The sequence below is a fragment of the uncultured Winogradskyella sp. genome (assembly GCF_947495255.1).
In the GTDB taxonomy this organism is placed as follows: domain Bacteria; phylum Bacteroidota; class Bacteroidia; order Flavobacteriales; family Flavobacteriaceae; genus Winogradskyella.
In genome coordinates, this window is record NZ_CANLYI010000004.1 from 367126 (window position 1) to 389900 (window position 22775).

General features: G+C 32.4%; 17 protein-coding genes and 1 tRNA gene. 6 read left to right on the forward strand and 12 right to left on the reverse strand.

Annotated elements, in window-relative coordinates; genetic code table 11:
• Positions 1–2 precede the first annotated feature (2 nt).
• The 4 genes from Q0807_RS08460 to Q0807_RS08475 all read right to left on the reverse strand — a co-directional run bounded on the left by Q0807_RS08460 (position 3) and on the right by Q0807_RS08475 (position 9006).
• Positions 3–4577, reverse strand: a complete 4575-nt coding sequence (locus Q0807_RS08460; protein ID WP_299108588.1) for a TonB-dependent receptor plug domain-containing protein — start codon at positions 4575–4577, stop codon at positions 3–5.
• A 5-nt stretch (positions 4578–4582) separates the two neighbouring features.
• Positions 4583–7414: a carboxypeptidase-like regulatory domain-containing protein gene (locus Q0807_RS08465; RefSeq protein WP_299108590.1), complete on the reverse strand. Its 2832-nt coding sequence runs from the start codon at positions 7412–7414 to the stop codon at positions 4583–4585.
• A gap of 200 nt (positions 7415–7614) precedes the next feature.
• On the reverse strand, positions 7615–8388 hold the full coding sequence (locus Q0807_RS08470; RefSeq protein WP_299108592.1) for a toxin-antitoxin system YwqK family antitoxin: 774 nt from the start codon (positions 8386–8388) through the stop codon (positions 7615–7617).
• A gap of 15 nt (positions 8389–8403) precedes the next feature.
• Positions 8404–9006 carry a carboxymuconolactone decarboxylase family protein gene (locus tag Q0807_RS08475; RefSeq protein ID WP_299108594.1) on the reverse strand — a complete coding sequence of 201 codons (603 nt, stop codon included), beginning with the start codon at positions 9004–9006 and terminating at the stop codon, positions 8404–8406.
• A 67-nt stretch (positions 9007–9073) separates the two neighbouring features.
• Here Q0807_RS08475 and Q0807_RS08480 point away from each other — a divergent pair, with 67 nt between their 5' ends.
• Genes Q0807_RS08480 through Q0807_RS08495 form a run of 4 tightly spaced genes read left to right on the forward strand, consistent with a single transcriptional unit; the run spans position 9074 to position 13407 of the window.
• Positions 9074–9496, forward strand: a complete 423-nt coding sequence (locus tag Q0807_RS08480) for an OsmC family protein (protein ID WP_299108596.1) — start codon at positions 9074–9076, stop codon at positions 9494–9496.
• A 44-nt stretch (positions 9497–9540) separates the two neighbouring features.
• Positions 9541–10419 (forward strand): polysaccharide lyase family 7 protein, encoded by an 879-nt coding sequence (locus Q0807_RS08485; RefSeq protein ID WP_299108598.1) that lies wholly within the window; start codon positions 9541–9543, stop codon positions 10417–10419.
• A gap of 24 nt (positions 10420–10443) precedes the next feature.
• Positions 10444–12135: a single-stranded-DNA-specific exonuclease RecJ gene (recJ, locus tag Q0807_RS08490; protein WP_299108600.1), complete on the forward strand. Its 1692-nt coding sequence runs from the start codon at positions 10444–10446 to the stop codon at positions 12133–12135.
• Between the two features lie 3 nt (positions 12136–12138).
• The gene (locus tag Q0807_RS08495; RefSeq protein WP_299108602.1) at positions 12139–13407 is read left to right on the forward strand and encodes an MFS transporter; all 1269 of its coding nucleotides are present in this window, start codon (positions 12139–12141) and stop codon (positions 13405–13407) included.
• 5 nt (positions 13408–13412) lie between these two features.
• On the opposite strand, the gene Q0807_RS08500 is transcribed toward Q0807_RS08495, so the two are convergent.
• The 5 genes from Q0807_RS08500 to Q0807_RS08520 form a co-directional block, all read right to left on the reverse strand.
• A complete protein-coding gene (locus tag Q0807_RS08500) occupies positions 13413–14165 on the reverse strand; it encodes a UDP-2,3-diacylglucosamine diphosphatase (RefSeq protein ID WP_299108662.1) in 753 nt (250 codons plus the stop codon).
• A gap of 10 nt (positions 14166–14175) precedes the next feature.
• The gene (locus tag Q0807_RS08505; protein ID WP_299108604.1) at positions 14176–14628 is read right to left on the reverse strand and encodes a 6-carboxytetrahydropterin synthase; all 453 of its coding nucleotides are present in this window, start codon (positions 14626–14628) and stop codon (positions 14176–14178) included.
• A gap of 99 nt (positions 14629–14727) precedes the next feature.
• Positions 14728–14904, reverse strand: a complete 177-nt coding sequence (locus Q0807_RS08510; RefSeq protein ID WP_299108606.1) for a hypothetical protein — start codon at positions 14902–14904, stop codon at positions 14728–14730.
• Positions 14905–14932: 28 nt separating this feature from the next.
• Complete coding sequence (locus Q0807_RS08515) at positions 14933–16261, reverse strand: MATE family efflux transporter (protein ID WP_299108608.1); 1329 nt, start codon at positions 16259–16261, stop codon at positions 14933–14935.
• Positions 16258–16758 (reverse strand): GNAT family N-acetyltransferase, encoded by a 501-nt coding sequence (locus tag Q0807_RS08520; RefSeq protein WP_299108610.1) that lies wholly within the window; start codon positions 16756–16758, stop codon positions 16258–16260. The genes Q0807_RS08515 and Q0807_RS08520 overlap by 4 nt, the downstream gene beginning before the upstream one ends.
• Positions 16759–16804: 46 nt before the next feature.
• Here Q0807_RS08520 and Q0807_RS08525 point away from each other — a divergent pair, with 46 nt between their 5' ends.
• Together Q0807_RS08525 and Q0807_RS08530 are read left to right on the forward strand one after the other, a co-directional pair.
• Complete coding sequence (locus tag Q0807_RS08525; protein WP_299108612.1) at positions 16805–17602, forward strand: universal stress protein; 798 nt, start codon at positions 16805–16807, stop codon at positions 17600–17602.
• Between the two features lie 14 nt (positions 17603–17616).
• A tRNA-Ala gene (locus Q0807_RS08530) sits at positions 17617–17690 on the forward strand.
• Positions 17691–17709: 19 nt separating this feature from the next.
• Here the strand turns inward: Q0807_RS08530 and Q0807_RS08535 are convergent.
• The 3 genes from Q0807_RS08535 to Q0807_RS08545 all read right to left on the reverse strand — a co-directional run bounded on the left by Q0807_RS08535 (position 17710) and on the right by Q0807_RS08545 (position 22770).
• A complete protein-coding gene (locus tag Q0807_RS08535; RefSeq protein ID WP_299108614.1) occupies positions 17710–18549 on the reverse strand; it encodes a S9 family peptidase in 840 nt (279 codons plus the stop codon).
• On the reverse strand, positions 18549–21308 hold the full coding sequence (locus Q0807_RS08540) for a PD-(D/E)XK nuclease family protein (protein ID WP_299108616.1): 2760 nt from the start codon (positions 21306–21308) through the stop codon (positions 18549–18551). The genes Q0807_RS08535 and Q0807_RS08540 overlap by 1 nt, the downstream gene beginning before the upstream one ends.
• A gap of 67 nt (positions 21309–21375) precedes the next feature.
• Positions 21376–22770 carry an OmpA family protein gene (locus Q0807_RS08545; RefSeq protein WP_299108618.1) on the reverse strand — a complete coding sequence of 465 codons (1395 nt, stop codon included), beginning with the start codon at positions 22768–22770 and terminating at the stop codon, positions 21376–21378.
• Positions 22771–22775 lie beyond the last annotated feature (5 nt).

A 22775-nucleotide genomic window follows, 5' to 3' on the forward strand; every position in this document is an offset into this window, starting at 1 on the left:
CTTTAATCTGCAATCTCAAGGACATTCCCAGAAATCCAAGTTTTATTTTCATCACCATAATACAAATACACAGTACTTGCAGGTGCTTTGTAATTTCCAGCGATATCTGCTTTTAAGTCGAGTCTAATCTCTTTGGTTTCTGAAGCTCTAAATTCTCGCCAATAAAAGACTAAATAATTGTCGAAAATTTCATAATAAGCCACTTTATTTTCCTCAACAATTTGTTTAAGTTGCCATGGTTGTGCTGTGGTACCAGATGGTAGACCAATAATCGCTGTCGTCATAGAAAGAGGTTCTTTTTTTGTATTGGTAACAGCGATATTAAAACTTACATTATCACCAACTGCATAAGCTTTATCTAAAATAGTTGTTTCTAATTCTAAAGGACAAATCTCAGAACTATTAGGTAAAGTGCTATCCCATTTCACATTTAAAGAATAAGGGAATTCAGCTTTTGGGTTATTGAATTTAACCGTTACGTTTTGCTTTCCAGTTGTTAAATACGATTCAAAATCACGAATCGCAATTTTACCATCATTGGTGATTTCTAATTTTCTCGTTAATGATTTTCCATTCACAATTAACGTGATGTTATCATTTTCGCTTATCATTTTTTGTTTCTGCTTTTTTGTGTAATTAATAAGTGCTTTTAAAGTCATTGCAGTGGCTTGGGTAGAACCAAATCTGTTGTGTTTTCTTTGTTTTACTAAATAATCGATGCCTTCCGCAATTAAAGTATCATTTGGAGTGGTTTCATCCATTAAAGCTAATAAAGTTAATGCTGTGGTTTCTATGTTTTTTGATTCTCCATAAGAACGTGTAATCGTATTTTCTACAGGAAGTTTTTTAAATCCATATTCAGCGATATTATTCTTAATTTTTTCAATTAGAATTTTAGCCTTTTCTATCTGATTTAGGTTAAAACTGGTCATAGTTAGCAATGCCATTTTATAGGTGTCGTTACTCTGTATGGCATCGTTGTAAGCTGTGTTATATTCTAGTGAAATATCGGCATCAATTTTAGCTTCGCTTAAAGCATAAACAATATAAGCATTTGCAACATCTGATGGCGAACTCGCAAAACTGTCATAACCTTTTTTACTCTTTTTAAAGCCACCTTTTCCGTCTTTTCTACTTAGTAACCAATCGACCGTTCTTGCAATCATTTTATCATCTACGCCTTCATACACTTCTTTCATTTCAGTAAATTCTAAAATACCATAAGCGGTTAAAGTTTCGTGAGGAGGTGTGTGCCCAAACCATTCAAATCCACCTTGAGAGGTTTCAAAACTGATTAGTCTTTTGTAACCTTTTTTAATAAAATCTAAGGCTTTAGCTTCAATCTCAGGATTACTTTTTCCGGCTTCTTTTAAATATTTTAAAACCATAATATTTGGGTAAGTTGACGATGAGGTTTGCTCAAAACAGCCGTAAGGTTGGCGGATTAAAGATTCAATACCATTCATAACATCACCAACAACATCTGTATAAATATTAAATTCTGTTGTGATAGTATTTTCTACTGCGTGATTAATATTAAATTTAAAGCTTTCAGATTTTGAACCAGAAATAGATAATTCCGTTGGGAAGTAAGGACTTAAAATTGTGGCTTGTTTTTTTACAATATCCTTATGATTTTCAGATGTTGCCAGAATTGTTATTTCTACGTTGTCACCTTTCTCAATTGGAGTCACTTTTATGTTTTTTGTGAAGGCACTTTTAGCACCAATTTTAATGTTATCATCAAAAGCTTCAACTATTTTTAAATGCTTTGGAAGCTGAATTTCTAATTTAGTTTCAATTGATTTTTCAGTCTCATTAGTTATGGTAATTGGCAATGTAATGATGTCATTTAATACCATGTAATTAGGCGATTTAAAATCGACGCTCAATAGTTTTTTAGTCGCATAGAAGTGGCCTTTTTTGCCAATAAGTCCATTAAATCCAATCCCTTCAGCGATAATTTTAAAAGAAGTTATAGCATCCGAATTGTAAAACTCAAGTTCTGCAATTCCTTCACTATTGGTTTGTACAACAGGATTCCAATATATGGTTTGTCTAAAATCGGTACGTTCTTCAGGAAGACTTTCGCCTTCATATTTTGGCATATAAAACGTATTTGGCGTATTGGTATAAACTGGACTATTGTTATAAAATTGATGGATAGCGTAGTTGTTGAATTTAGCATTATTCAGTTTCTTTTTGTTACCATAACTTCTAAAATCTCGTCCACTTTTTGTGTTAATAAGTATCACGCCATTTGTACCACGGCATCCATAAATAGATTGTGCAGCTGCATCTTTTAAAACAGTAACGCTAGACACTTGTTGAGGATCCACATCACTTAAAGCAGATTGTTCATAAGGCACACCATCTACCACAATTAAAGGCTCAACGTTTCCAGAAACCGAACCAAATCCTCTTATTCTAATGGTTGTTGGGCTTCCTGGTTGTCCGTTTGCATTAACAATATTTACACCTGCAACGCGTCCTTCTAAAACATTTAAAATAGAGTTCTCATTAGTTGAAATATCTTCTGCTCTAACCTGAACAACAGAACCTGTAAGTGCTTGTTTTTTCATAGTGCCATAACCAACAACAACGACTTCATCTAGGTTACTACTATCTTCTTCCAAATTGATTGCCACGACTGCTTTTTCTTTAATAGGTTGTTTTAAAAGTCTTTCGTTTTTTGAGAATTCTTTAAAGCCATCCTTATTTTCTACAGTATTGTTTTGTGTTTGATTGTTATAATTTCCCTTTTTAAATTCAGTTTTTTCAATGGTTAAGCTTTCGCCATTATCTTTATAAGCCATTAATGTAAGATGAATGTTTTTATCGTATTTGAATAAAAACGAACCATCTTCAGCCGTATCAAAAACTAAAACTTTGGTACCAAAACTATCAAATAGTAAAAGGTGTGCTTGTGTTGGCTTTCCTTTTTTATCTAAAACTACACCAGTTTGGATGGCACTTTGTTCGGGAATAAATTGCGCATTCTCCTTGGTAACCGTTGGCTTATCAATATAGGTTCTCCAACCTTGCGTTAGCATTAAATAATCTAATGCTTCTTTAGATTTTGGTTCTTTAGAGTTTAGGTAAAAATCGGGTTTATGAATCTTTCCTTTGAGTTCTGATGAGAGTAATAAATACGATAAAATATGGTCTTGTTTATCGTCTGCAAAAGACAGTAATTTGTTATCTGCAATAGCAATAGATAAGTTTGCAGGTATTGGATTGTTAGCATTATCATAAGTCTTAATCACTAGTTTTACCTTTTCTCTGGTATTGAAGTTTTCCTTTTCTAAACTCAAATCTATATTGAGTTGTTTGTGAGGATTTAGAAATACCAAACGTTCTGCAAAAGTACTGTCGTAAGCATTTTTTATGCTGAATTTTGAAATTCCGATTGGAAAATCTTTAGTATCTAAAACCATATTTTTTTGGTTAGAAATCGGTTTTTTAAGAAGTAAGCCACTTGCGTTTGAAACTTCTAGAAACAAATCTGTTGAATAGGTTGAAAACAGATTGATATATGTTTTTAAACTATCACTTACCACTGAAAAACAAACACCATTTTCATAAACTTTTGGAAGTGGTATTAATTCATCTGACACAAATGGTTCTGTTAGTTTTGCGTAATATGTTTTGTTATTTAGTGCATTAAGATTGAAGCTTCCCATGCCATCGTGAAAACTTTCTAACGTTGAAACCACAGCATTATTCTCATCTAAAATATCACCTTTTACATCGACTGGTTTCCCAAATTCATTTATAGCTTTAATAGCTATTTTGTTTATAGTACCTGCGACTATTTTTCCGCTTTCTGGTAAAAATTGTAAATCAATAGTATTTAAAACGACAGGAACCGCTCTAGAAATAGATTCTGTTGTGCCTTTATAATCTACCAAAACGTTTAAAACCACATCAGAAGATTCTAAAGTATCTGGAAGATTAAAAGTGGGTTTAAATTTTCCTTCCTCATCTGTGATTGCAGATTCGGTTAAAATAATGTTGCCTTTTACACTTACTGTAAAATCGATTTTGGTATTAGAAAGTGGATTGTTTTTTAAATCTTTCGCTTCAAAATTAGAGATGACTTGAGATGATTTTCCGTAACCTTCTTTTTCAAATTTTAAGTTTAAAAGTAGGTTTGGTTTTACCACTTTTTGAACTGTAATTTTTTTAGTAAAAAAGACTTCATCTCCAAAATTATTCTGCCAATTGGTATAGCATTTTAGCGTGTAAATACCACCAACCCAATTTTTGTCAATTATAAAATCGCCATAAGTATAACCTTGTTTTATACTGAGTGTTAGGGATTTTACAACGGCACCTTTTGGCGAGATTAATTCGGCATGCATTATGTCACTTAATGTAGAAATGGTATTGTCTGTCCCAACCACATAAGATTTAAACCAGATGGTTTCACTAGGAAAATAAAATGGTCTATCCGTTTGGGTATAGATTTTTTCTAAGGGATTCTGTAACGATTTGTAGGCTTTAAATGATAATAAAGACAAAACACTAGTAGCTACAAGTATCAAAATTTTGGTATGTTTTAGTATACGTTTCATAAGATTTATATTTTAAGTTGAGCTTTAAAACCAACTTCTGTGATTAGAGGTGTGTTAAAAAAGTTGAGGTTATTGCCAGAGTTTGTATCAAAAAGAGAAGACTGAGGCGATGCACCTCTATATTTTGTAAATGTGAAAAGATTATTGGCATAGAAACCGATTTCAAATTGTCTAAAAAATGAATCGTTGTCCTTACCAAAATCGTAAGAAATCTGTATGCTTTTTAAATTAAGATAACTGGCATCTTCAATGGCATCTTCAGCAACACCTTCAAATCCGTAACGCACAAATCGGTTGTTTTCAATACCATTTTCAGGATTGTAAAAATCTACAATAGTTGTATTGGGATTGCCTTGTTGGGTTAAACCGTTAAACACATAATTGGTAATACGTCTTTGGTCAGCTGATTGTTGTGAGGTTCCAAAATAGTTAAGAACGTTTTGTGTGCCATTCCAAACATCACCTCCTTTTTGATAGTTAAGTGTAAAATTAAATTTGAAATTGTTCCATTCTAAAGAATTATAGAAACCAAACGTAAAATCTGGTGTAGGGTCGCCAATAATTTGTTGCTGAGCATCAACCATTGGGTAACCGTTAGAATCAATAATTATATTATTTTGCTCATCTCTTGCATAAGCAGAACCAACTATAATTCCTGCAGGTTGGCCAACAATAAGATTTTTAGAAACTGAATTAAAACCAGCAATAGCAATGCGTTCTTCGGAATTGTAAAGTTTTAAAACTTCGGTGTTATTGGTGAAAAAGTTAATGCTAGCATTCCAGTTTAATTCATTATAATAATTTGAGGCTTCTAATTCAAATTCAAAACCTTTGTTACTGATATCTGCTATATTTTGAAGTTGAAACGCATTATTTTCTAAAACAGGAAACACGCTTCCTTCAGTTTTAGAATTGAAATAATTGGCTTCAAAATTCCAATTGATATTAAATACGCTGAACCCAATTTGAGTACCAAAGTTATAGTCTTGTTTTTCTTCGAATTCTATACTTTCATTGGCGAACAAATCAATATTACTAGTGTAGTTTAAACTTTCTAAAGGTGATAATGTTAAACTATTATGACTTTGATTAGCATAGAATAAAGGCATTTCATTGATACCAGAAGCACTACTTACAAAAAATGTAATGTATCTAAAATCATAGATATCTAAGACATCTAAAAGTTCAAAAGTTAATCTAGACGTTGGTAAAAACCATTTGTTTCCTTGGATAGATGACAAGTAAGAATCCGTATTAAAACTGACTTCCAATCCTTTTGAATAAGAAAGAGATAAGTATTGTTTTAAGCTTACTGAATTTTTGTGAAGCTGATTTTCTATAGTAGTTGAAATAGCTGGATTTGAAAATGAAAAATCACCAAACCCTTCAGATTCCTTAAACGTATAATTTAAGTTGTCGTGGCTATAATTGGTAACGGAATTTAATTTCAATTCAATGTCACCAAATTGCTTTTCGTAATCAAAAACTAACGTACCATTAAAAGTGTTTTTTTTAATGGTTTTGTTGCTTAGATAACCATCTTCAAACCCAATAGTGTTAGCGACCAACCCAAAATTTTGTTCATTTCCGGTCGTTTTAAAGTTGATATGAGTTTTGATTTTGAACTCATCAAAAGGCTCTATATCATTTTGAATGCTAACCACAAATAAATCATTAGCATCATAATTTCTGTTATTATTTAAAAGCCATTCTGGATTGTTATAGTTTGAAGGACTAAAACTTCGTTGCGTATTATCCGCAAGAATACTACCTTGAGAATTAGAGAAAGTGGTTGGCGTCACCCAAGAATTTAAGAGTAAATTATTAGTAAAACCATTAATGTTGGGTTGGTTGTTATTTCGTTTGCCGTATTTAATAAAGGTGTTCCAATTCAATTTTTTTTCTGCATGCTTTGTCGTTTTGTAACTCAACATTACATCATTGGTTTTACTACGATTATGGCCAAAAATGTCTTCAGAATTTTTAGTGATATAATCTATGTTGGCTATCCATTTGTTAGTTTCAACATTGAAATATATATTGTTAGACGTGTTAATTGCTGTATTAAAAAGCGTGTTATTATAAGCGTATGCTTGTTTGCCATTTCCGTCTCCTAAAGGAACTAATTGTCCATTAGAATCGAAGCTGTAATTAGTGCCATCGAATTCTAAAATAGTTAAGTTAGGACCATAAGAAAATACGTTACTTGTTTCTGGACCAAGAAAAGTTAATTCGCTATTTTGAGTAGCACCTTGGCTAAATTTATTTTGTAATTCTGGTAGATTGTTATCCTTTACAAATTGAAAACTTAAAGTGGAGTTTACGCCAACTTCAAAATAAATATCTGGGTCGAAATAAGTGAGATTTACATTTTCTGGTTTAATAGCAATAGCTTTAATACGCTGGAATTGATTATAAGTTCCATTGTCGTTAAATGTGTGTTTAGAATTTTCTATATCAGGAATATTAAAGCTTGTCTTTTTTACCGATTTTAATGCCTTGCTGTACGCGTCACTTTCAATGGTTTTTACAGGAATACGCTCAACAAAAAGACGTTGTTCTACACCAAACATTGCTGGAGTTACTTTGATTTCTCTTGGTGCCATGCCTACATAGTTAACAACTAAAACATCACCAACATTGCAAGTAATACTATAGTTGCCATCAAAGTCTGTTTGCACGCCTTTTGATATTCCTTTAATTACAATAGATGCTCCAGGTAATGGTAAGCCGTCAGTTTCCGTGGTTAAAACACCTTTAACAATACCTTGTTGTGCAAGACTTAATAAAGGTAAGAGGAGAAGAAATAAAATGGTTTTTAATGGTACTTTGTCCATGAGTAAAAGTTGTTGGTTTACTCAAATGTATGTGTGAAGAAGTGGATTAAAAACGTATAATGAGTGAATGCGCCAAATGAGTGAGTAAAGTATATAAAATGGAAAACCAATCACATCTACGATTTTAGATAAGATTGGTTTTTAATTATAATTTTATGTATTGCAGAATACTAGAAGAAGAGTTTACTGAACACTAAATTTTATTGAAAATACGAAGCATATTTAAAGGCCTCTTGCGGATTAGCTTTTAAATCTATACGTTTAATTTCATTTCCATTTTCGTCTAATTCTAAAACATACATGGTCTCATTTTCTACAACTTGTTGTAAGTAAATTTTAGTACTTCCATCTTCGTTAAAAAACTTCATAGTTTCATAACTGTCGTAATTTGAAGACACCATTTCTGAGTAGATTTTTCCTTCAACAATTTTTTGAGTTATGGTTCGTCCATCTCTAATAAAGCTTTGAGAAATGATGTTGCCTAATAAATCAAAATGCTGTGTTTCTACAGATTCGCCATCTTCAATTTTAGATTCAGATTGTATTTTTCCAGTTTCATAATAAGTGAATTTACTTCCTGTAAGTATATCATTATTAAACGTGCTTTTACTATTTAAAACACCATCAGGAAAATACATTGATTCTTCACCATGCTTTTTGCCATTACTATATTGAGTGTGAGAAAACATTTCACCATTTGGATGAAAAATAATATAATCGCCATTTAATAAACCTTCTTTAAATTCAAACTCTTCCCATTTAGACATTTCATTGCCAACGACATAATAGCCATCCATAAACTCTTTGGTTTTATTGAGTCTGTAGTAGGCTAAACCATTATAGGTGTTAATAGTGTAAGAGCCTTTTTCAATAAACGTAAAGCTTTCATCTTTTTTGTCTTTTCCTGAAGAATTACAGCATAAGAAAAATAATGACGTAACGGTTAGAATTATAATTTGTTTAATTTTTTTCATTCTGATTAATTACTACTAATACTGCGACCCATCATGCTTACCAACTTCATAACCATGCTTACCTAAATATTTGTTACCACTTTCTACAGCGCCTTCTTCAATAGAAGTTCCCATAGAATCATTCCAACGATTTAAATAGCCAAAGAGAGAAATTACACCAAGCATTTCTACAATTTCGCCTTCATCCCAATGTTGGTATAAACGTTCTTTTATTTCAACATTTACAGCATTTGGTACTTGGCTAGCAGCCAAACTAAAATCTAGTGCAGCACGTTCTGCTTCAGAAAAAGCAGCATGTGTTCGGTATTCCCAAATGTTATCTAATTGTTCTTGTTCTGCACCATAACGTTCTGCAGCTCTAATAGCATGTGCTTGGCAATATCTACAGCCTGTTGCGTTGCTGCTTACCCAAGCAATCATTCGTTTTAATGCTGAGGTTACTTTACCTTCATTTGCCATTACGGCTTTATTTAAGTTTATAAATGCTTTTGATATTGCAGGTCTGCGTTGCATGGTTAATACCGAATTTGGACAAAAGCCTAGGGTTTCATTAAAGAATTCTGCTAATTCTTTAGTTTCTAAATCGTGTTCTGAAGACAAAGGTGTTACAAGTGCCATAGTTATTTTTTTAAGTAGTATTTTTGATTGAACAAGATAGGAGTTCTAATTTTTAAACTAAAATAAAATGGCTGATAAAATAACAACACACTGGAGAGGTAACATGACCTTTGAATCTGATAATCCACGATGGCCGTCTATAATGATGGATGCTTCTGAAGAGTTTGGAGGAACAGGGTCTGGTATGGCACCAAAAGCAATGATGCTTTCATCTTTAGCTGGTTGTTCTGGTTTAGATGTAGTGTCTACTTTGGACAAAATGAAAGTAGAAATAGATGATTTTAAAATTGAAGTTTCTGGCGAATTAACAGAGGAACACCCTAAATACTACCATACAGTAACTGTAGATTATCATTTTTATGGTTCAGATTTAAATGAAAAAAAATGCGAACGTGCTGTAAACTTATCCGTTGAAAAATATTGTGGTGTAATGGAAATGTTTAGGAAATTTGCAACCGTTAAAACGGCAATTCACTTTCATAATAAGTGATTTGTTAGATTCGGAATTATGAATTTTTTTATGAAAAAAAAGCTATGAATTTTAATAAAGTAAAGACTATTAGATTAAGTCAAATACTGTTGTGTGGTCTTTTCATCTTTCTTTTTGTTGGTTGTTCTTCGGACGATACAACATCAGATAGTGAAGACGAGCAAGATATTTCGGATGATGATCCCATAATAGATGATGAGCCTTCAGATCTTGAAGAGCGTTATGTTTTTGGTGAGAATTTGGTGATAGAGCATAGTTGGGATACAGATGGTTGCGATAGTCCTCCTTGTAGCACTAATCAAGACAATCTAAATGCTGTTTTTGAAAACACATTACCAAACGACCCATATTTTTATATGGATGATGATGAGATAGAATTAAACCTAGTATGTCAATTAGAAAAGGGAAGACGAGTAGAGTTTAAGCAGACTACAGAAGGACCTCTAACATCGTATTCAAAGATGGAATTTGAAGGTGTGTATTATAGCATTCCAGATGGTGGTATGACCATTGCTCAGGTACATAATAGAGGAGGTAATTCTAATAAACCATTTTTTAGATTAGAACTTCATTCAGATAAATTAGAAACTGTAATCCGTAAAGATCCAGAAGTAAGCTCTAGTCAAACCTCGTTTATTAAAATGGATTTCCCTTTTGTTAATAACGGTAATTATACTTTATTTCCGCTTAAAGTTACTTTAGAAAAGAATAACGGATTTGTAAGTGTAAAAGTTATGCAAGATGATATTGTTATTGTTGATGAAGATTTTCAGGCAGATACAACCACAGATTGGGCAAACGATACTGGTATTGCCAATGGTTTTTACCTAAAAGCAGGCTTGTATAACGCAGCTACCACTCATACAGAAAATTTAACTCTTGGTTACACTACATTTATGTTTGAAACTGATGACACCAATTAATAAGCTAAATCTATTGTTATAATAATGCGTTGGACATTAAAACCAAAACCAGATGCAACACAAGTAGCATCAATGAAAAAAGCGCTTGGCGTTGATGATATCGTTGCAACCTTATTATTGCAACGTGGCATTGATACTTTTGAAGATGCCAAAACATTTTTTAGACCTAGTTTTAGTGAACTTCACGATCCATACTTAATGAAAGATATGGATATTGCAGTTGCTAGAATCGAAAAGGCAATTCAGAATGGCGAAAACATAATGGTTTATGGTGATTATGATGTGGATGGAACAACGTCTGTTGCGTTAATGTCATCGTATTTAAAAACAAGAATTGATTCTGTTGCAACTTACATACCTGATCGCTATGACGAAGGTTATGGTGTTTCTTATAAAGGGATAGACTTTGCTCACGATAATGATTTCTCATTAATTATTGCTTTAGATTGTGGTGTGAAGGCGATAGATAAAGTCGCTTATGCAAAAGAAAAAGGTATAGATTTTATTATCTGTGATCACCACAGACCAGGTAATGAAATTCCAGATGCAGTTGCCGTTTTAGACCCAAAACGAGACGATTGTAATTATCCTTTTAAAGAATTATGTGGTTGTGGTGTAGGTTTTAAATTAATAACTGCGTTAGCTGCAAACCAAGGGCAAGGCGTTGAAGATTTAATAGAATATCTCGATTTGGTAGCTACCGCAATTGGAGCAGATATTGTACCTATTGTAGATGAAAACAGAGCTTTGGCTTATATTGGCTTACATGTTATAAATACCAATCCAAGACCAGGAATGAAAGCAATTATTGCTGAGGTAAAAAAAGATATTCTTACTATTACAGATGTTGTTTTTATTATTGCACCAAGAATCAATGCTGCAGGTCGAATGAAACACGGAAATCACGCAGTGACCCTATTAACTGAAACCGATTTTAATTTAGCGGCAAAATATGGTGTAGATATTGACGAATTTAATACGGATCGTCGCGAAACTGATAAGCGGATTACTAAAGAAGCTTTAATTCAAATAGAAGAAAATAACGAACAAGAAGGTTTTACAACTGTAGTTTATGATGAAACTTGGCACAAAGGTGTTATCGGTATTGTGGCTTCTCGCTTAATAGAAACTTACTACAGACCAACCTTAGTTTTTACAAAAAGTGGCGATAAACTAGCAGCATCAGCAAGATCAGTTTCTGGTTTCGATGTTTATAATGCATTAGAGGCATGTTCAGAACATATAGAACAATTTGGAGGTCATAAATATGCAGCAGGATTAACGTTACTACCAGAAAATTATGAAGCCTTTAAAGCTAAGTTTGAAAGTGTTGTTAAAGGAACCATAGACCCAAAACTCCTAACACGAGAACTTAAAATAGATTTAGAAATAGAATTAGGAGAAATCAACGATAAACTTATGCGAATCTTAAAACAGTTCGCGCCATTTGGTCCAGGTAATATGTCACCAACCTTCATGACGCAAAATATTAAAGATACTGGTTATGGTAAATGTGTTGGAGAAGATGATAAACATTTACGATTTACAGCGACACAATCTTTTAATGATAAGATAGTTTGTATAGGCTTTGGGCTTGGTGATAAAATTAATATAATTAAAAGTAAAAGGCCTTTTAGTGCGGCTTACGCTATAGATGAAAATCATTGGAATGGTAATGTAAGCTTACAGTTGAAGTTGAAAGATATAAAGGAATAAAAATTGGCAAAAAATGATCCATACGCAGCATTAAGAATTAAAGAATTCAATATCTTTTTATTAGTGAGATTTGCCCTAGTTTTTGGCTGGTCTATGCAATTTGTCGTAATTGAATGGCAGGTTTATGCTTTAACAAAAGACCCTTTATCACTTGGTATTATTGGTTTAATGGAAATAATACCAGCGTTAAGTATGGCTTTATTTGCAGGTCATATTGTGGATCAACGTGAAAAAAGAAACCTTTTAGCACTTTGTATTGCTGCTTTTTCATTGATTAGTTTCGGTTTATTTTGGTTGACTTCACCACAGATTACAGCATCATGGTCTACTAAAATGATTCTATATTCCATATATGGATTAGTGTTTTTTGGTGGCTTTTTACGTTCCTTTTTTGGTCCTTCAATATTTTCATTAGTGGCATTAATTGTTCCTAAAAAAATCTATCCAAATGCTGCAACTTGGAATAGCTCAACATGGCAAATGGCACGAGTTTTAGGTGTTGGTTTTGCTGGTTTCTCTATTAGTTGGATAGGTGTACATTGGTCGTTATGTATCATTTTTGGATTAATAATATTTGCATTTTTGGTTTTATTTCAGGTAAAAAAGAAACCAATATTAAATCCGAATATAGGAGAACCTATGCTGCAAAGTTTAAAAGAAGGTGTCAATTTTGTATTTAAAACCAAAGCGGTTTTAGGTGCTTTAACTTTAGATATGGTTTCTGTTTTATTTGGAGGAGCAGTAGCACTTTTAGCTGTTTTTGCTGAAGATATATTAAAAGTGGGACCAAGAGGTTTCGGAATTTTAGTAGCTGCACCTTCTGTTGGTGCATTTTTAACGATGTTGGTTACAGCTTATATTCCAATTAGTAAAAATGCTGGTATGAAGTTACTCATTGCTATTTTTGGGTTTGGGATTTGTATTGTCGTATTCGGGTTATCATCAGCCTTTTGGGTTTCTGTAGTTGCACTTTTTTTTAGTGGAGTTACAGATGGTGTTTCAATGGTAATTAGGCAAACTATTCTGCAGCTAAAAACACCAGATCATATGCGTGGACGTGTATCTTCTGTAAATTCTATGTTTGTTGGGTCATCTAACGAATTGGGTGCTTTTGAAAGTGGCTTAACTGCAAAATTAATGGGAACCGCAACTGCAGTTGTTTTTGGAGGTACTATGACGTTAATTACTGTTGTAACAACTGCAATAGTTTCTCCTTCCTTTAGAAAATTAGATTTAAGAAAGGATGTTGAAGAACATGAAAAAGAGGAATAGGTCGTTTAATATTTCTTCAATTCTAAGGTTCTACCATCAAAAACACCGTACGTATAATACTGAATCCAGTCTCCTAAATTGATGTATTTCGATTTGTTGTTTAGTTCAATTTCTAATGGTAAATGCCTGTGGCCAAAAACAAAGAAATCTCTATGTTTTTCTTCAAGTTTACGTTTGGCGTAAATGGCCAGCCATTCGTTCTCTTTACCTAAAAATGTAGCATCATCATCGCCTGAAATCATTTTGTTTTTTACAGACATATATTGACCAATTTTTAACCCAATATCTGGATGCATCCATTTAAACAACCACTTAAATAAAGGATTGGTAAACACTTTTTTCATGCGTTTGTAGCCTTTGTCTTTTGGACCTAAACCATCACCATGGCCTATAAAAAAAGACGTATCATTAAAGGTGAATTCTTGTGGTTTATGAAAAACAGGAATTCCTAATTCGGTTTCAAAATAATCATTCATCCATAGATCATGATTGCCAACAAAGAAGTAAATCGGGATTCCAGAATCGGCAATTTCTGCTAATTTACCTAAAGTTCTAGTGAATCCTTTAGGAACAACGGTTTTATACTCAAACCAAAAATCGAACAAATCACCTAATAGAAAAATGGCAGCAGCATCATTTTTTATTTCATCCAACCAAGCCACGAATTTTTTTTCACGAGGACGAGATGCTTCACCAGTTGGTGCGCCTAAATGATTGTCTGATGAGAAATAGATTTTTTTTCCTTCAGTAAGTGTTATGTGGTTTTGTTTATCCATTATCAGAAGCGTACCACTCAGCAAAACTAGATGTTGTTTCAGAAAGTCTTAAAGAATGTAATGCTATGTTTTCTGGTAAGCGTTGTTTTATTTTTTCGGCAAAATCAATCACCATCATTTCACTCGTTGGTTGGTAATCTACTAATAAAACATTATGGTCTCTATCTGCTAATTCTTTCGCTAGCTCAACATGTGGTGTGTTTTTATTGAAAACAGTAGCGTGGTCAAAAACATCAACAATTTCTTCCTTTACTATTTTCTTAAGGTCACCGAAATCGATAACCATACCAAATTTTACATTGTTAGAATCTGAGATAGGTTTACCAATTACAGTTACATTTAAATGATAACTGTGACCATGTACGTTTTTACACTTGCCGTCGTAGCCGTAAAGGGCATGACCTGTTTCAAATGAAAATTGTTTTGTAATGCGAATGTTGCTCATTATCGTCTTTTGTTTCGGTTATAGAAATATACAATAATAAGTACCAATCCTAAGATTAGGAATAAACCGTTTCCGCCTAAAAAGCCAAGAATATCCATATTAATTGTCTTTATATCTGTTTTTATTATATCTATAAATTACAAATGCTATTATAACCAAAACCACAAAAGGTAAAAGTGTACCAATAAAGATACCAATGCCATAGCTGTCGTCTGGTGCATTCTTTAGTTTTTCGTCTATTTTAACGTCTTGAAGTAAGGTAATAAGTAAGCTCATTTATAGAAATTTTATTTCTCGACCAAATTTAAGTCTTTTGAGCAAGAGGAATAAATGTTTTCCTGAATTTTATAATTAATGGTAATCCACGTGCAATCATCCAAAGGGTAAACGCAATAAAAATACCATACAATTTGTAGTTTTGCGCATCTGTCCAAAAAATAACTGGAACAAATATTACAAGTGTAGAAAACAACAATACGTTTCTAAGATATTTCATTTTACCAAGCCCTTTAAAAACACCATCAAAAATGAAAGCTAAAGCACATAAGGGTTGCATAGCTAACACAATCCAAAACACGTTGTAAAACTCACTAAGTACCTTTTCATCATTACTGAATAAGTTGCCAATGGAATAGTAAAATAAGGTTCCTATTAGGCCAATAACAATTCCGATGAAAATGCCATATTTAATAAGTTTATTGCTTAATTCAACGAGATTTTTATAATCTTTTGCTCCAAATAATTTTCCTGATAAAATATTACCAGCACTTGCATAACCATCAATTAGAAAAGCACCTAAAAACCACAAATTAATCGCGATAGTATAAGCTGCAATATAGCTTTCACCATATTTAGTGGCAAAACTAGTACCAAAATATAAAGCAATATTTAAAGCAATGGTTCTAATAAATAAATTGAGAATCATTAATGTGAAACGTTTCATTTCCGGATTAAAAGGCAATTTTACTAATAACGGAATGTCTGTTTTTTTAAGTAAATAATAAGCAGAGAGTACGGCCATAATAACTTGAGCAATAACACTTGCATAAGCAGCACCTTTTATATGCATTGCAGGAATGTAACCTTCAATGCCATAAACAAAAATAAAGTCGAGAATAATATTTGCTAATGCACCCGAAATAGCAATAAGCATGGGGAAATATGTGTTTTGAAGCCCTCTAAAAGTACCAAAAACAGCAATGGTAAATAAGGTAAACGGAAAACCAAAAACACGAATACGGTAATAGTCTACACTATAATTTAGAATGCTATCGGAAGCATTATAAAGCTTAAAAATCTGCGAAGCTAAAGGATAGGTAACTGCTATAATTATTAAGCTCAAGGCTGTAATGACAAAAATGGCCTGAGCAGGTAAGTTTTTAACGGCTTCAATATTTCCGGCACCTAAGTATTGCGAAATTATAGATGAAATAGCACTTCGAGTTTGTCCCAACACCCATATGAGCATAGACAAAAATGTAGTTACAATACCAACAGCAGCCAAAGATGTTGTGGCATTATGTTCCATATTACCAATAATTGCAGCATCAGTTAAAGACAATATGGGTTCAGACACACCAGAAATTAATGCTGGAATTGCTAATTTATTAATTTGTTTTAAAGTTATACTCAAAATACTAATTCGTAACAATGAAAGGGGAATTCACTTTGTTTTGGAAAATGAATATCGCCTAATTTTTTATAACCGCGAAGTTCGTAAAACTTTTGGTTTCTTTTGTTCTTAGAGAAGGTGTCTAATCTAATAGAGCTATAATTATTATCTATAGTAAATTGTTCTGCAAAATTCATTAGCTGTTGCGCATAACCTTTGCCTTGCATATTTGGGTGAACAGCTAAGCGATGAATATAAATTGCATTGTTAGTTGAAGTTAACCATTTTATAGGTTTGTATTCTGAATCCATAAAGGTGGATATGACAACACTGCCTATTATTTTTGAATCAATTTCTAAAGCATAAAGTTCATTGTGTTTTACATCATTTTTAAAGGCCGCAACGTTTGGATAGGGCTCGTTCCATTGATAAATCTTATTAGCAATCATTGCCTTAGCACAAGCTTTTGTAATGCTAATAATACAGTCAATATCTTTTTCTTCTGCTATACGAATCATTAATAATGTTTATTTTTGTGGTAATATAAATTACAATTTTCTAATTATGAAGACAATATTAGTTCCTGTTGGATCCTCAAAAAACGCGCAATCTCATTTACAATATGCTGTTGATTTCGCAAAAGCATTTGGTGCTAAAGTTTATGTGATTCAAATATATAATGTTTATACCAAAGCAGGAACAATGATAAAGATTGACCATATTTTGGAGGCTGAATCTAAATCGTTTTTAGAAAATCATATTGCATCAATTGACACAAAAGGTGTTGATGTTGTGGCTAGAACGTTTAAAGGAAAATTGATTAATACGTTAGAGAAAGTATGTGATGCTTTAGATGTTGATTTAATAATTTTAGAACCACGTACCAACTCTATTAAAGACGAAGTGTATTTAGGAAAAACATCTGGTAAGATTATAAAGCAAACTCAGATTCCGGCTTTAATTGTACCAGAAGATTATACTTTTAAGCCCTTAAAAAAGCTTTTATTAGCTTTAAAATCTGCAACAATTAAAAAAGAGAATGTATTATATCCTTTACAGTCTATAAAAACACAATTTAATGCTGCAGTTACTTTGCTTTTAGTGAAGACGCCACATCATAAAAAGCACGATTTTGATGTTAATGAAGAACTACAGTCGCTTATTTCTACAACTAAAAAGGCTGATAGCCCAACAACTTTTATGGCATTTTTAGAACATCATAAAGAGAATAATCCAGATTTGTTATGTGTTGTAAGACGTAAAAGAGGTTTCTTTAAAAAGCTATGGGAAAAGAATACAATCTTAAAGAAAGACTTTCACAGCACTACAATTCCTGTTTTAGTATTGAGCGGATTAAAATAAAATTATATAATTTTGGGGATGTAGCTCAGTTGGCTAGAGCGCTTGACTGGCAGTCAAGAGGTCGTGAGTTCGAATCTCATCTTCTCCACAGCAAGTACGTTATAGAATTATTCTAGAAAACGAACAGAATTTTCAACAACTAAATTTAATTCTTGAGAAAGGTCATTGTTATTCCAGGGATGTTTAATATTAAACACATGATCTGCATTTTCAATAATTTTAAATTCACTTTTAGGATTCCACCGATGTAAAGCTTCTGCTTCATTTATTTTTACGGAAGTATCGTTAGAACCATGAATAATTAAATGCGGAATTTTTAATTGTTTTTCTGCAGATTCAATATGTAGTCGTTTTTCATTTACTTTAAAATCCTCAAAGAACTGATAGTAATGTGGCATTTGCTGTTTTGTCCTTCCGTTTAAGACGTACTTAATACCTTCTTGTTTCCACTCTTCTAAATTGCCAATTGTTGAGGTGCGTTTTCCAAAGTCACAAACACTGGCTAATGTAATAAGTTTAGTAATTCGGATATCTTCTGAAGCTTTTAAAATGGTAATTCCACCGCCACGACTATGACCAATTAACGAGATATTAGCTGTGTTAATATTAGAGTTATTTTTAAAATGGCCTTGAGACCAAGAGATAATGTCATCTAAATCATCGAGTTCTTTGGTATAATTATTATGACCAAAAGCGTCTAAATCTGGGAAATCAATTGGGTTTTCCATGGTTCCACCATTATGAGAAAAGTTGAACTTTATAAAACAAAATCCTGCCTTAGCAAAATCCTCTGCCATAAGGTTCCAACTTCCCCAATCTTTAAAACCTTTGTAGCCATGGCAAAATATAACTATGGATTGATTGTTTTTCTCTTCAGAATAAAACGTATCAATTAAGATGGGTTTGTTATCCTTTCGTTCTAAAATTATGTTTTTTTCAATGGTCATTAGTCGAGTTCTTTTTCAGTGAAATTTATCTTTGGATTACAGATTTCGGTGATGAGTTTTTTGAGTTCAATTTCAAAATCATCTAATGTTTCTTGAGTTATAAGTTGGTCTTTAGAACGTGCATGTGAAGATGCTTTTTTACCAAATTTAAGGAAACCTTCATTGAGGTTTTTAAACGAAATTATGCCAGCTTCAATAGGTAACTCTATTCTGTTTTGCTGTTTCATCATATACGCATAACACAATACTTGAAATGATTTACTATACTTATCATAATCAGTGGTTAGATCTTCCCAATTAACAACCTCGACTTTGTTTTGTTCAACCTTTCCAGACTTATAATCTATAACTCTGGTAATACCATTAAAACTATCAACTCTGTCAACTTTTCCTTTTAGTCTAATAGGAAAATCTAAGCCTTCAATTTTAATTTCAATAGTTTCATCTGCTTCAATAGATAATATTTTTATTTCATTTCCACTCTTTACACTTTCAATCTCTTGATTTAGAAAATTAGAAATGTAACGTTGAGCGATTTCAAAAATGATTAGATTTTTTCCACTTGAAAAACCCCCTTTATTGTAGAGTATTTCAAAATGTTTAGTCACCATATTTTTGGTTTGGCTTTTAAACGCTTTAAGATGTTCTACGGTTAAAACAGAACTTTCTAATGGTTTATAAAAATCTTCTAAAGAATTATGAATCACAGAGCCTAAAGTGTTAGCAGCAATATTTTCTTCAACTTCATCAAACTCTTTAATACCTAATATTTTATCGTAATAAAAATCAATAGGATTCCGCATGTAATTAGTTAAGGAGGACGGTGAATAGCCTTTATTAGATAGTACTTTTAGTTGTTCAATTACAGAAGGTGTTTTAATGATTTCTTGCAGGTTTTGTTCTACAGTTGGTACGTCTGGTGAAATTATTTTATGTTCAATATTATGAATTCCTTCAATATCTAATTGTGTAATAAATCTACTTTTTTCTCCGCCTTTTAAGGCATCTACTTCTGTGTTATATAAGATATAAACATTTTTTGCGCGTTGTAAAAGCCTATAAAAGTGATACGTATATACGGCATCTTTATCTTTATATGTAGGTAGTCCTTTTTGAATTTTAACATCAAACGGAATAAAAGAATTATTTGTTTTTCCTGAGGGTAGAATACCTTCATTAACAGAACTAATAATTACAGTATCAAAATCTAAAACTCTAGATTCTAACATTCCCATAATTTGAAGACCTTCTAAAGGTTCTCCCTTAAAGTCTAAAGTTTCTGAGCTTAAAAGTTCTTTGTATATTGTTTGTAACGCGACTATTGAATTTAGGTATTTGTAATTTGAATTTAATTCAGTCAGTTGATTAAATAAGGTATTAAAACGGTAGAGATATTCTAATTCTAGACTGTGAATTTGCTTATTGTCATCTAAGTTAGACTTCATTTTAAAAATAAGGTCTGAACATTGTTTTAACGCCATTTTGGGCTCGTCATTCCAAGAACCTAAAAGTAAATCTAAAATATCTAAATGTGAAGTGGCTATTTGTTTTAAATCAGATACAGTGAGATATACTAAATTATTTTTTTGAATATAAGCTACTATTTCACTTGAAACATTTTTAGTTTCTGTCTCAAATAATCCGTAAACAGATGGGTGAGAAAGTAAACTTACGACATCTTTAAAGTAGAACTGTTTCGGATTTAATTTATGAGTTATAAAAAGTTGTTCAAAAAATGAAGCTAAGGGAACCAAATGTAATGGTAAGCCCATGGTTACATTAAGCTTAGTAATGTCTTTTGGTATTGAATTAAGTACGGGTAGTAATAGTTCTTCTTCTCCCAAAACCACAGCTATTTTAGAAAGGTTGGTTTCCGTTAGGGTTAATTCTTCTAATATCTGACCAATGTATTTGGCTTGTCCTACAAGTTTAGGAATACCTATAGCTTGGATGTTTTTTGCTTCAGCATAATGCGATGTTACCCAATTAAAGGGATTGGTTTTAAAATAATTCCATTGGCTTCTATGCTGTCTAGTAAACCAACCAGCATCATGAATGTTGTCATCGATAAATGCTTTATCAATATCCCAATAAATGTGAGCTAAATCATTTTTAAGTAAACCTTGAATAATTTGAGATTCTGATGTGTTTAGGGCATTAAACCCTAAAAATATATGTGTTTTATTATTAGTGTTTTTTATATAGGATTCTAGTTTATCTGCCGCTTCTCTGTATATAAGACCTTGGTAACCTTGTTTAGTTTGTAAAAGGTTTTTAGTAAAGGCAGAATAATACGTTTTGAGCTGTTTCCAGAACTTTAAATGGTTTGTAATAAGTTCTGTTTGATTAATTTCTAAAGACCAATGATTAATCTCTTTAATTGCATTTAGATAATCAAAAATGTGTTCTTGAGGAATTAAGTAACGGTCAATCTCGTTAAAGTCTTGCAATAGTATTTGAGCCCAATTTGAAAAGGATTCAAATGTTTCTTGTTCGCTTTCTGGTGTTAAATGTTTATATGTTTCGTAAAGTCTAAATAATAAGTCTGCATTTGGTAAAGTTTGTATTCCAGATAACTCTTCAACAAATTCTTCAATACTAAGAATATCTGGTGTAAAAATGGGTCTATCTATTAATGTAGATAGATGATGCTTAAGAAAGACACCAGCACGTTTACTAGGGAGAATGAAATGTAAATCTTCGAGGTTTAACTTTTTTACTTGTAAATCTAGAAGTACTGTTTTTATAAAACTTATCATTTTATAAAAATAAAAAACGCTCCGAATTTCGGAGCGTTTTTAAAATATATTTTAGATGTGATTGTGATTAGTTTTTCAACTTCACTTCTACACGTCTGTTTTCTTTTCTACCAGCTGCTGTTCTGTTGTTAGCAATTGGATTAGATTCACCAAAACCTGCTGCAGTTAATCTGCTTGCAGAAATACCATTAGAAATTAAGTAATCTCTAACTGCATTTGCTCTTCTTTCAGATAACGCTTGGTTACTAGCTTTAGGACCTTGACTATCAGTATGACCTTCAATTCCGAAATCAGCTTTTGGGTATTCTTTAAAGATTACAACCATAGCTTGTAATACTTGATCAGTTTGTTTTTGGAAAGATGCCTTACCAGAATCAAATAAGATAGATCTTGCATAAGTATTTAAAGCTTTAACAACTTCTTCAGTTGGCTTAACTTCAGGACAACCATTGTTTGCAACAGTACCAGCTTCGTTAACACATTTATCATCTTTGTCTAAAACACCATCACCATCAGTATCAGGCCAAGGACATCCACTATTTGCAGCAGGACCAGCTTCGTTAGCACATTTGTCATCACCATCAGCAACACCGTCACCATCAGCATCTGGACAACCAGCTAAAGTTTTTAAACCTGCAACAGTAGGACATTTATCATCTTTATCTACTACACCGTCACCATCAGAATCAGGACAACCGTTGAATTCAGCTAAACCTGCAGTATTAGGACAATCGTCTTTAGAATCTTGGATACCATCATTATCAGAATCAGGACAACCATTAAAGATTTCTAATCCAGCTTCTTCAGGACAAGCATCATCTTGATCATATACACCATCACCATCAGTATCAGTACCACCAAACTTGAAAGTAAGACCTACTGAATGTTGGAAATGCTTTTTCGTAGAATTTTCAAAAGCATGCTTGTAAGTTGATTGTATATCGAAACCTAATTGCTCAGAAATCCAAATTTTAAAACCTAAAGTTCCGTTTAATGTACCAGCACCTGATTCATCTAACCAAGTGTAACCACCACCAATACCTACGTAAGGATCGATTGTTTTAGATTTAATAACTTCCATTAAGCTGTAAGAAACTCTACCGTCTAGACCAAAATAAGTAAGGTCATCTACTTTATTTGTAGTTTCTACACCAAAACTATCTGTATTTGAGCCGAATTTATCTATTTTATTTAAAGAACCAGTAGCAGTGAATGTGAAACCATCACTAAGGTATCTCGAAACTGAAATAGTAGAAAGCGAAGGAAAAACATTCCAATGATCTTCTGCGTTAAAGTATTCGTCAAAATAATCACCTTGAGGTGCATCTTCTCCTACAGGATAAAAGTCAACAGCGTTAGCTCCAACCGTAATAGCCCATGGATTGTTTTTGTCTTGAGCATTAGAAGTGCTAAAACTTGCAATAAGTACTGCAACAAAAAATAATCTGCTAAGATTTTTCATATTCT

Coding starts and splice junctions, on each gene's coding strand:
- Q0807_RS08460 (WP_299108588.1), bottom strand. CDS start 4,577: ATGAAACGTATACTAAAACATACCAAAATTTTGATACTTGTAGCTACT.
- Q0807_RS08465 (WP_299108590.1), bottom strand. CDS start 7,414: ATGGACAAAGTACCATTAAAAACCATTTTATTTCTTCTCCTCTTACCT.
- Q0807_RS08470 (WP_299108592.1), bottom strand. CDS start 8,388: ATGAAAAAAATTAAACAAATTATAATTCTAACCGTTACGTCATTATTT.
- Q0807_RS08475 (WP_299108594.1), bottom strand. CDS start 9,006: ATGGCACTTGTAACACCTTTGTCTTCAGAACACGATTTAGAAACTAAA.
- Q0807_RS08480 (WP_299108596.1), top strand. CDS start 9,074: ATGGCTGATAAAATAACAACACACTGGAGAGGTAACATGACCTTTGAA.
- Q0807_RS08485 (WP_299108598.1), top strand. CDS start 9,541: ATGAATTTTAATAAAGTAAAGACTATTAGATTAAGTCAAATACTGTTG.
- recJ (WP_299108600.1), top strand. CDS start 10,444: ATGCGTTGGACATTAAAACCAAAACCAGATGCAACACAAGTAGCATCA.
- Q0807_RS08505 (WP_299108604.1), bottom strand. CDS start 14,628: ATGAGCAACATTCGCATTACAAAACAATTTTCATTTGAAACAGGTCAT.
- Q0807_RS08510 (WP_299108606.1), bottom strand. CDS start 14,904: ATGAGCTTACTTATTACCTTACTTCAAGACGTTAAAATAGACGAAAAA.
- Q0807_RS08520 (WP_299108610.1), bottom strand. CDS start 16,758: ATGATTCGTATAGCAGAAGAAAAAGATATTGACTGTATTATTAGCATT.
- Q0807_RS08525 (WP_299108612.1), top strand. CDS start 16,805: ATGAAGACAATATTAGTTCCTGTTGGATCCTCAAAAAACGCGCAATCT.
- Q0807_RS08535 (WP_299108614.1), bottom strand. CDS start 18,549: ATGACCATTGAAAAAAACATAATTTTAGAACGAAAGGATAACAAACCC.
- Q0807_RS08540 (WP_299108616.1), bottom strand. CDS start 21,308: ATGATAAGTTTTATAAAAACAGTACTTCTAGATTTACAAGTAAAAAAG.
- Q0807_RS08545 (WP_299108618.1), bottom strand. CDS start 22,770: ATGAAAAATCTTAGCAGATTATTTTTTGTTGCAGTACTTATTGCAAGT.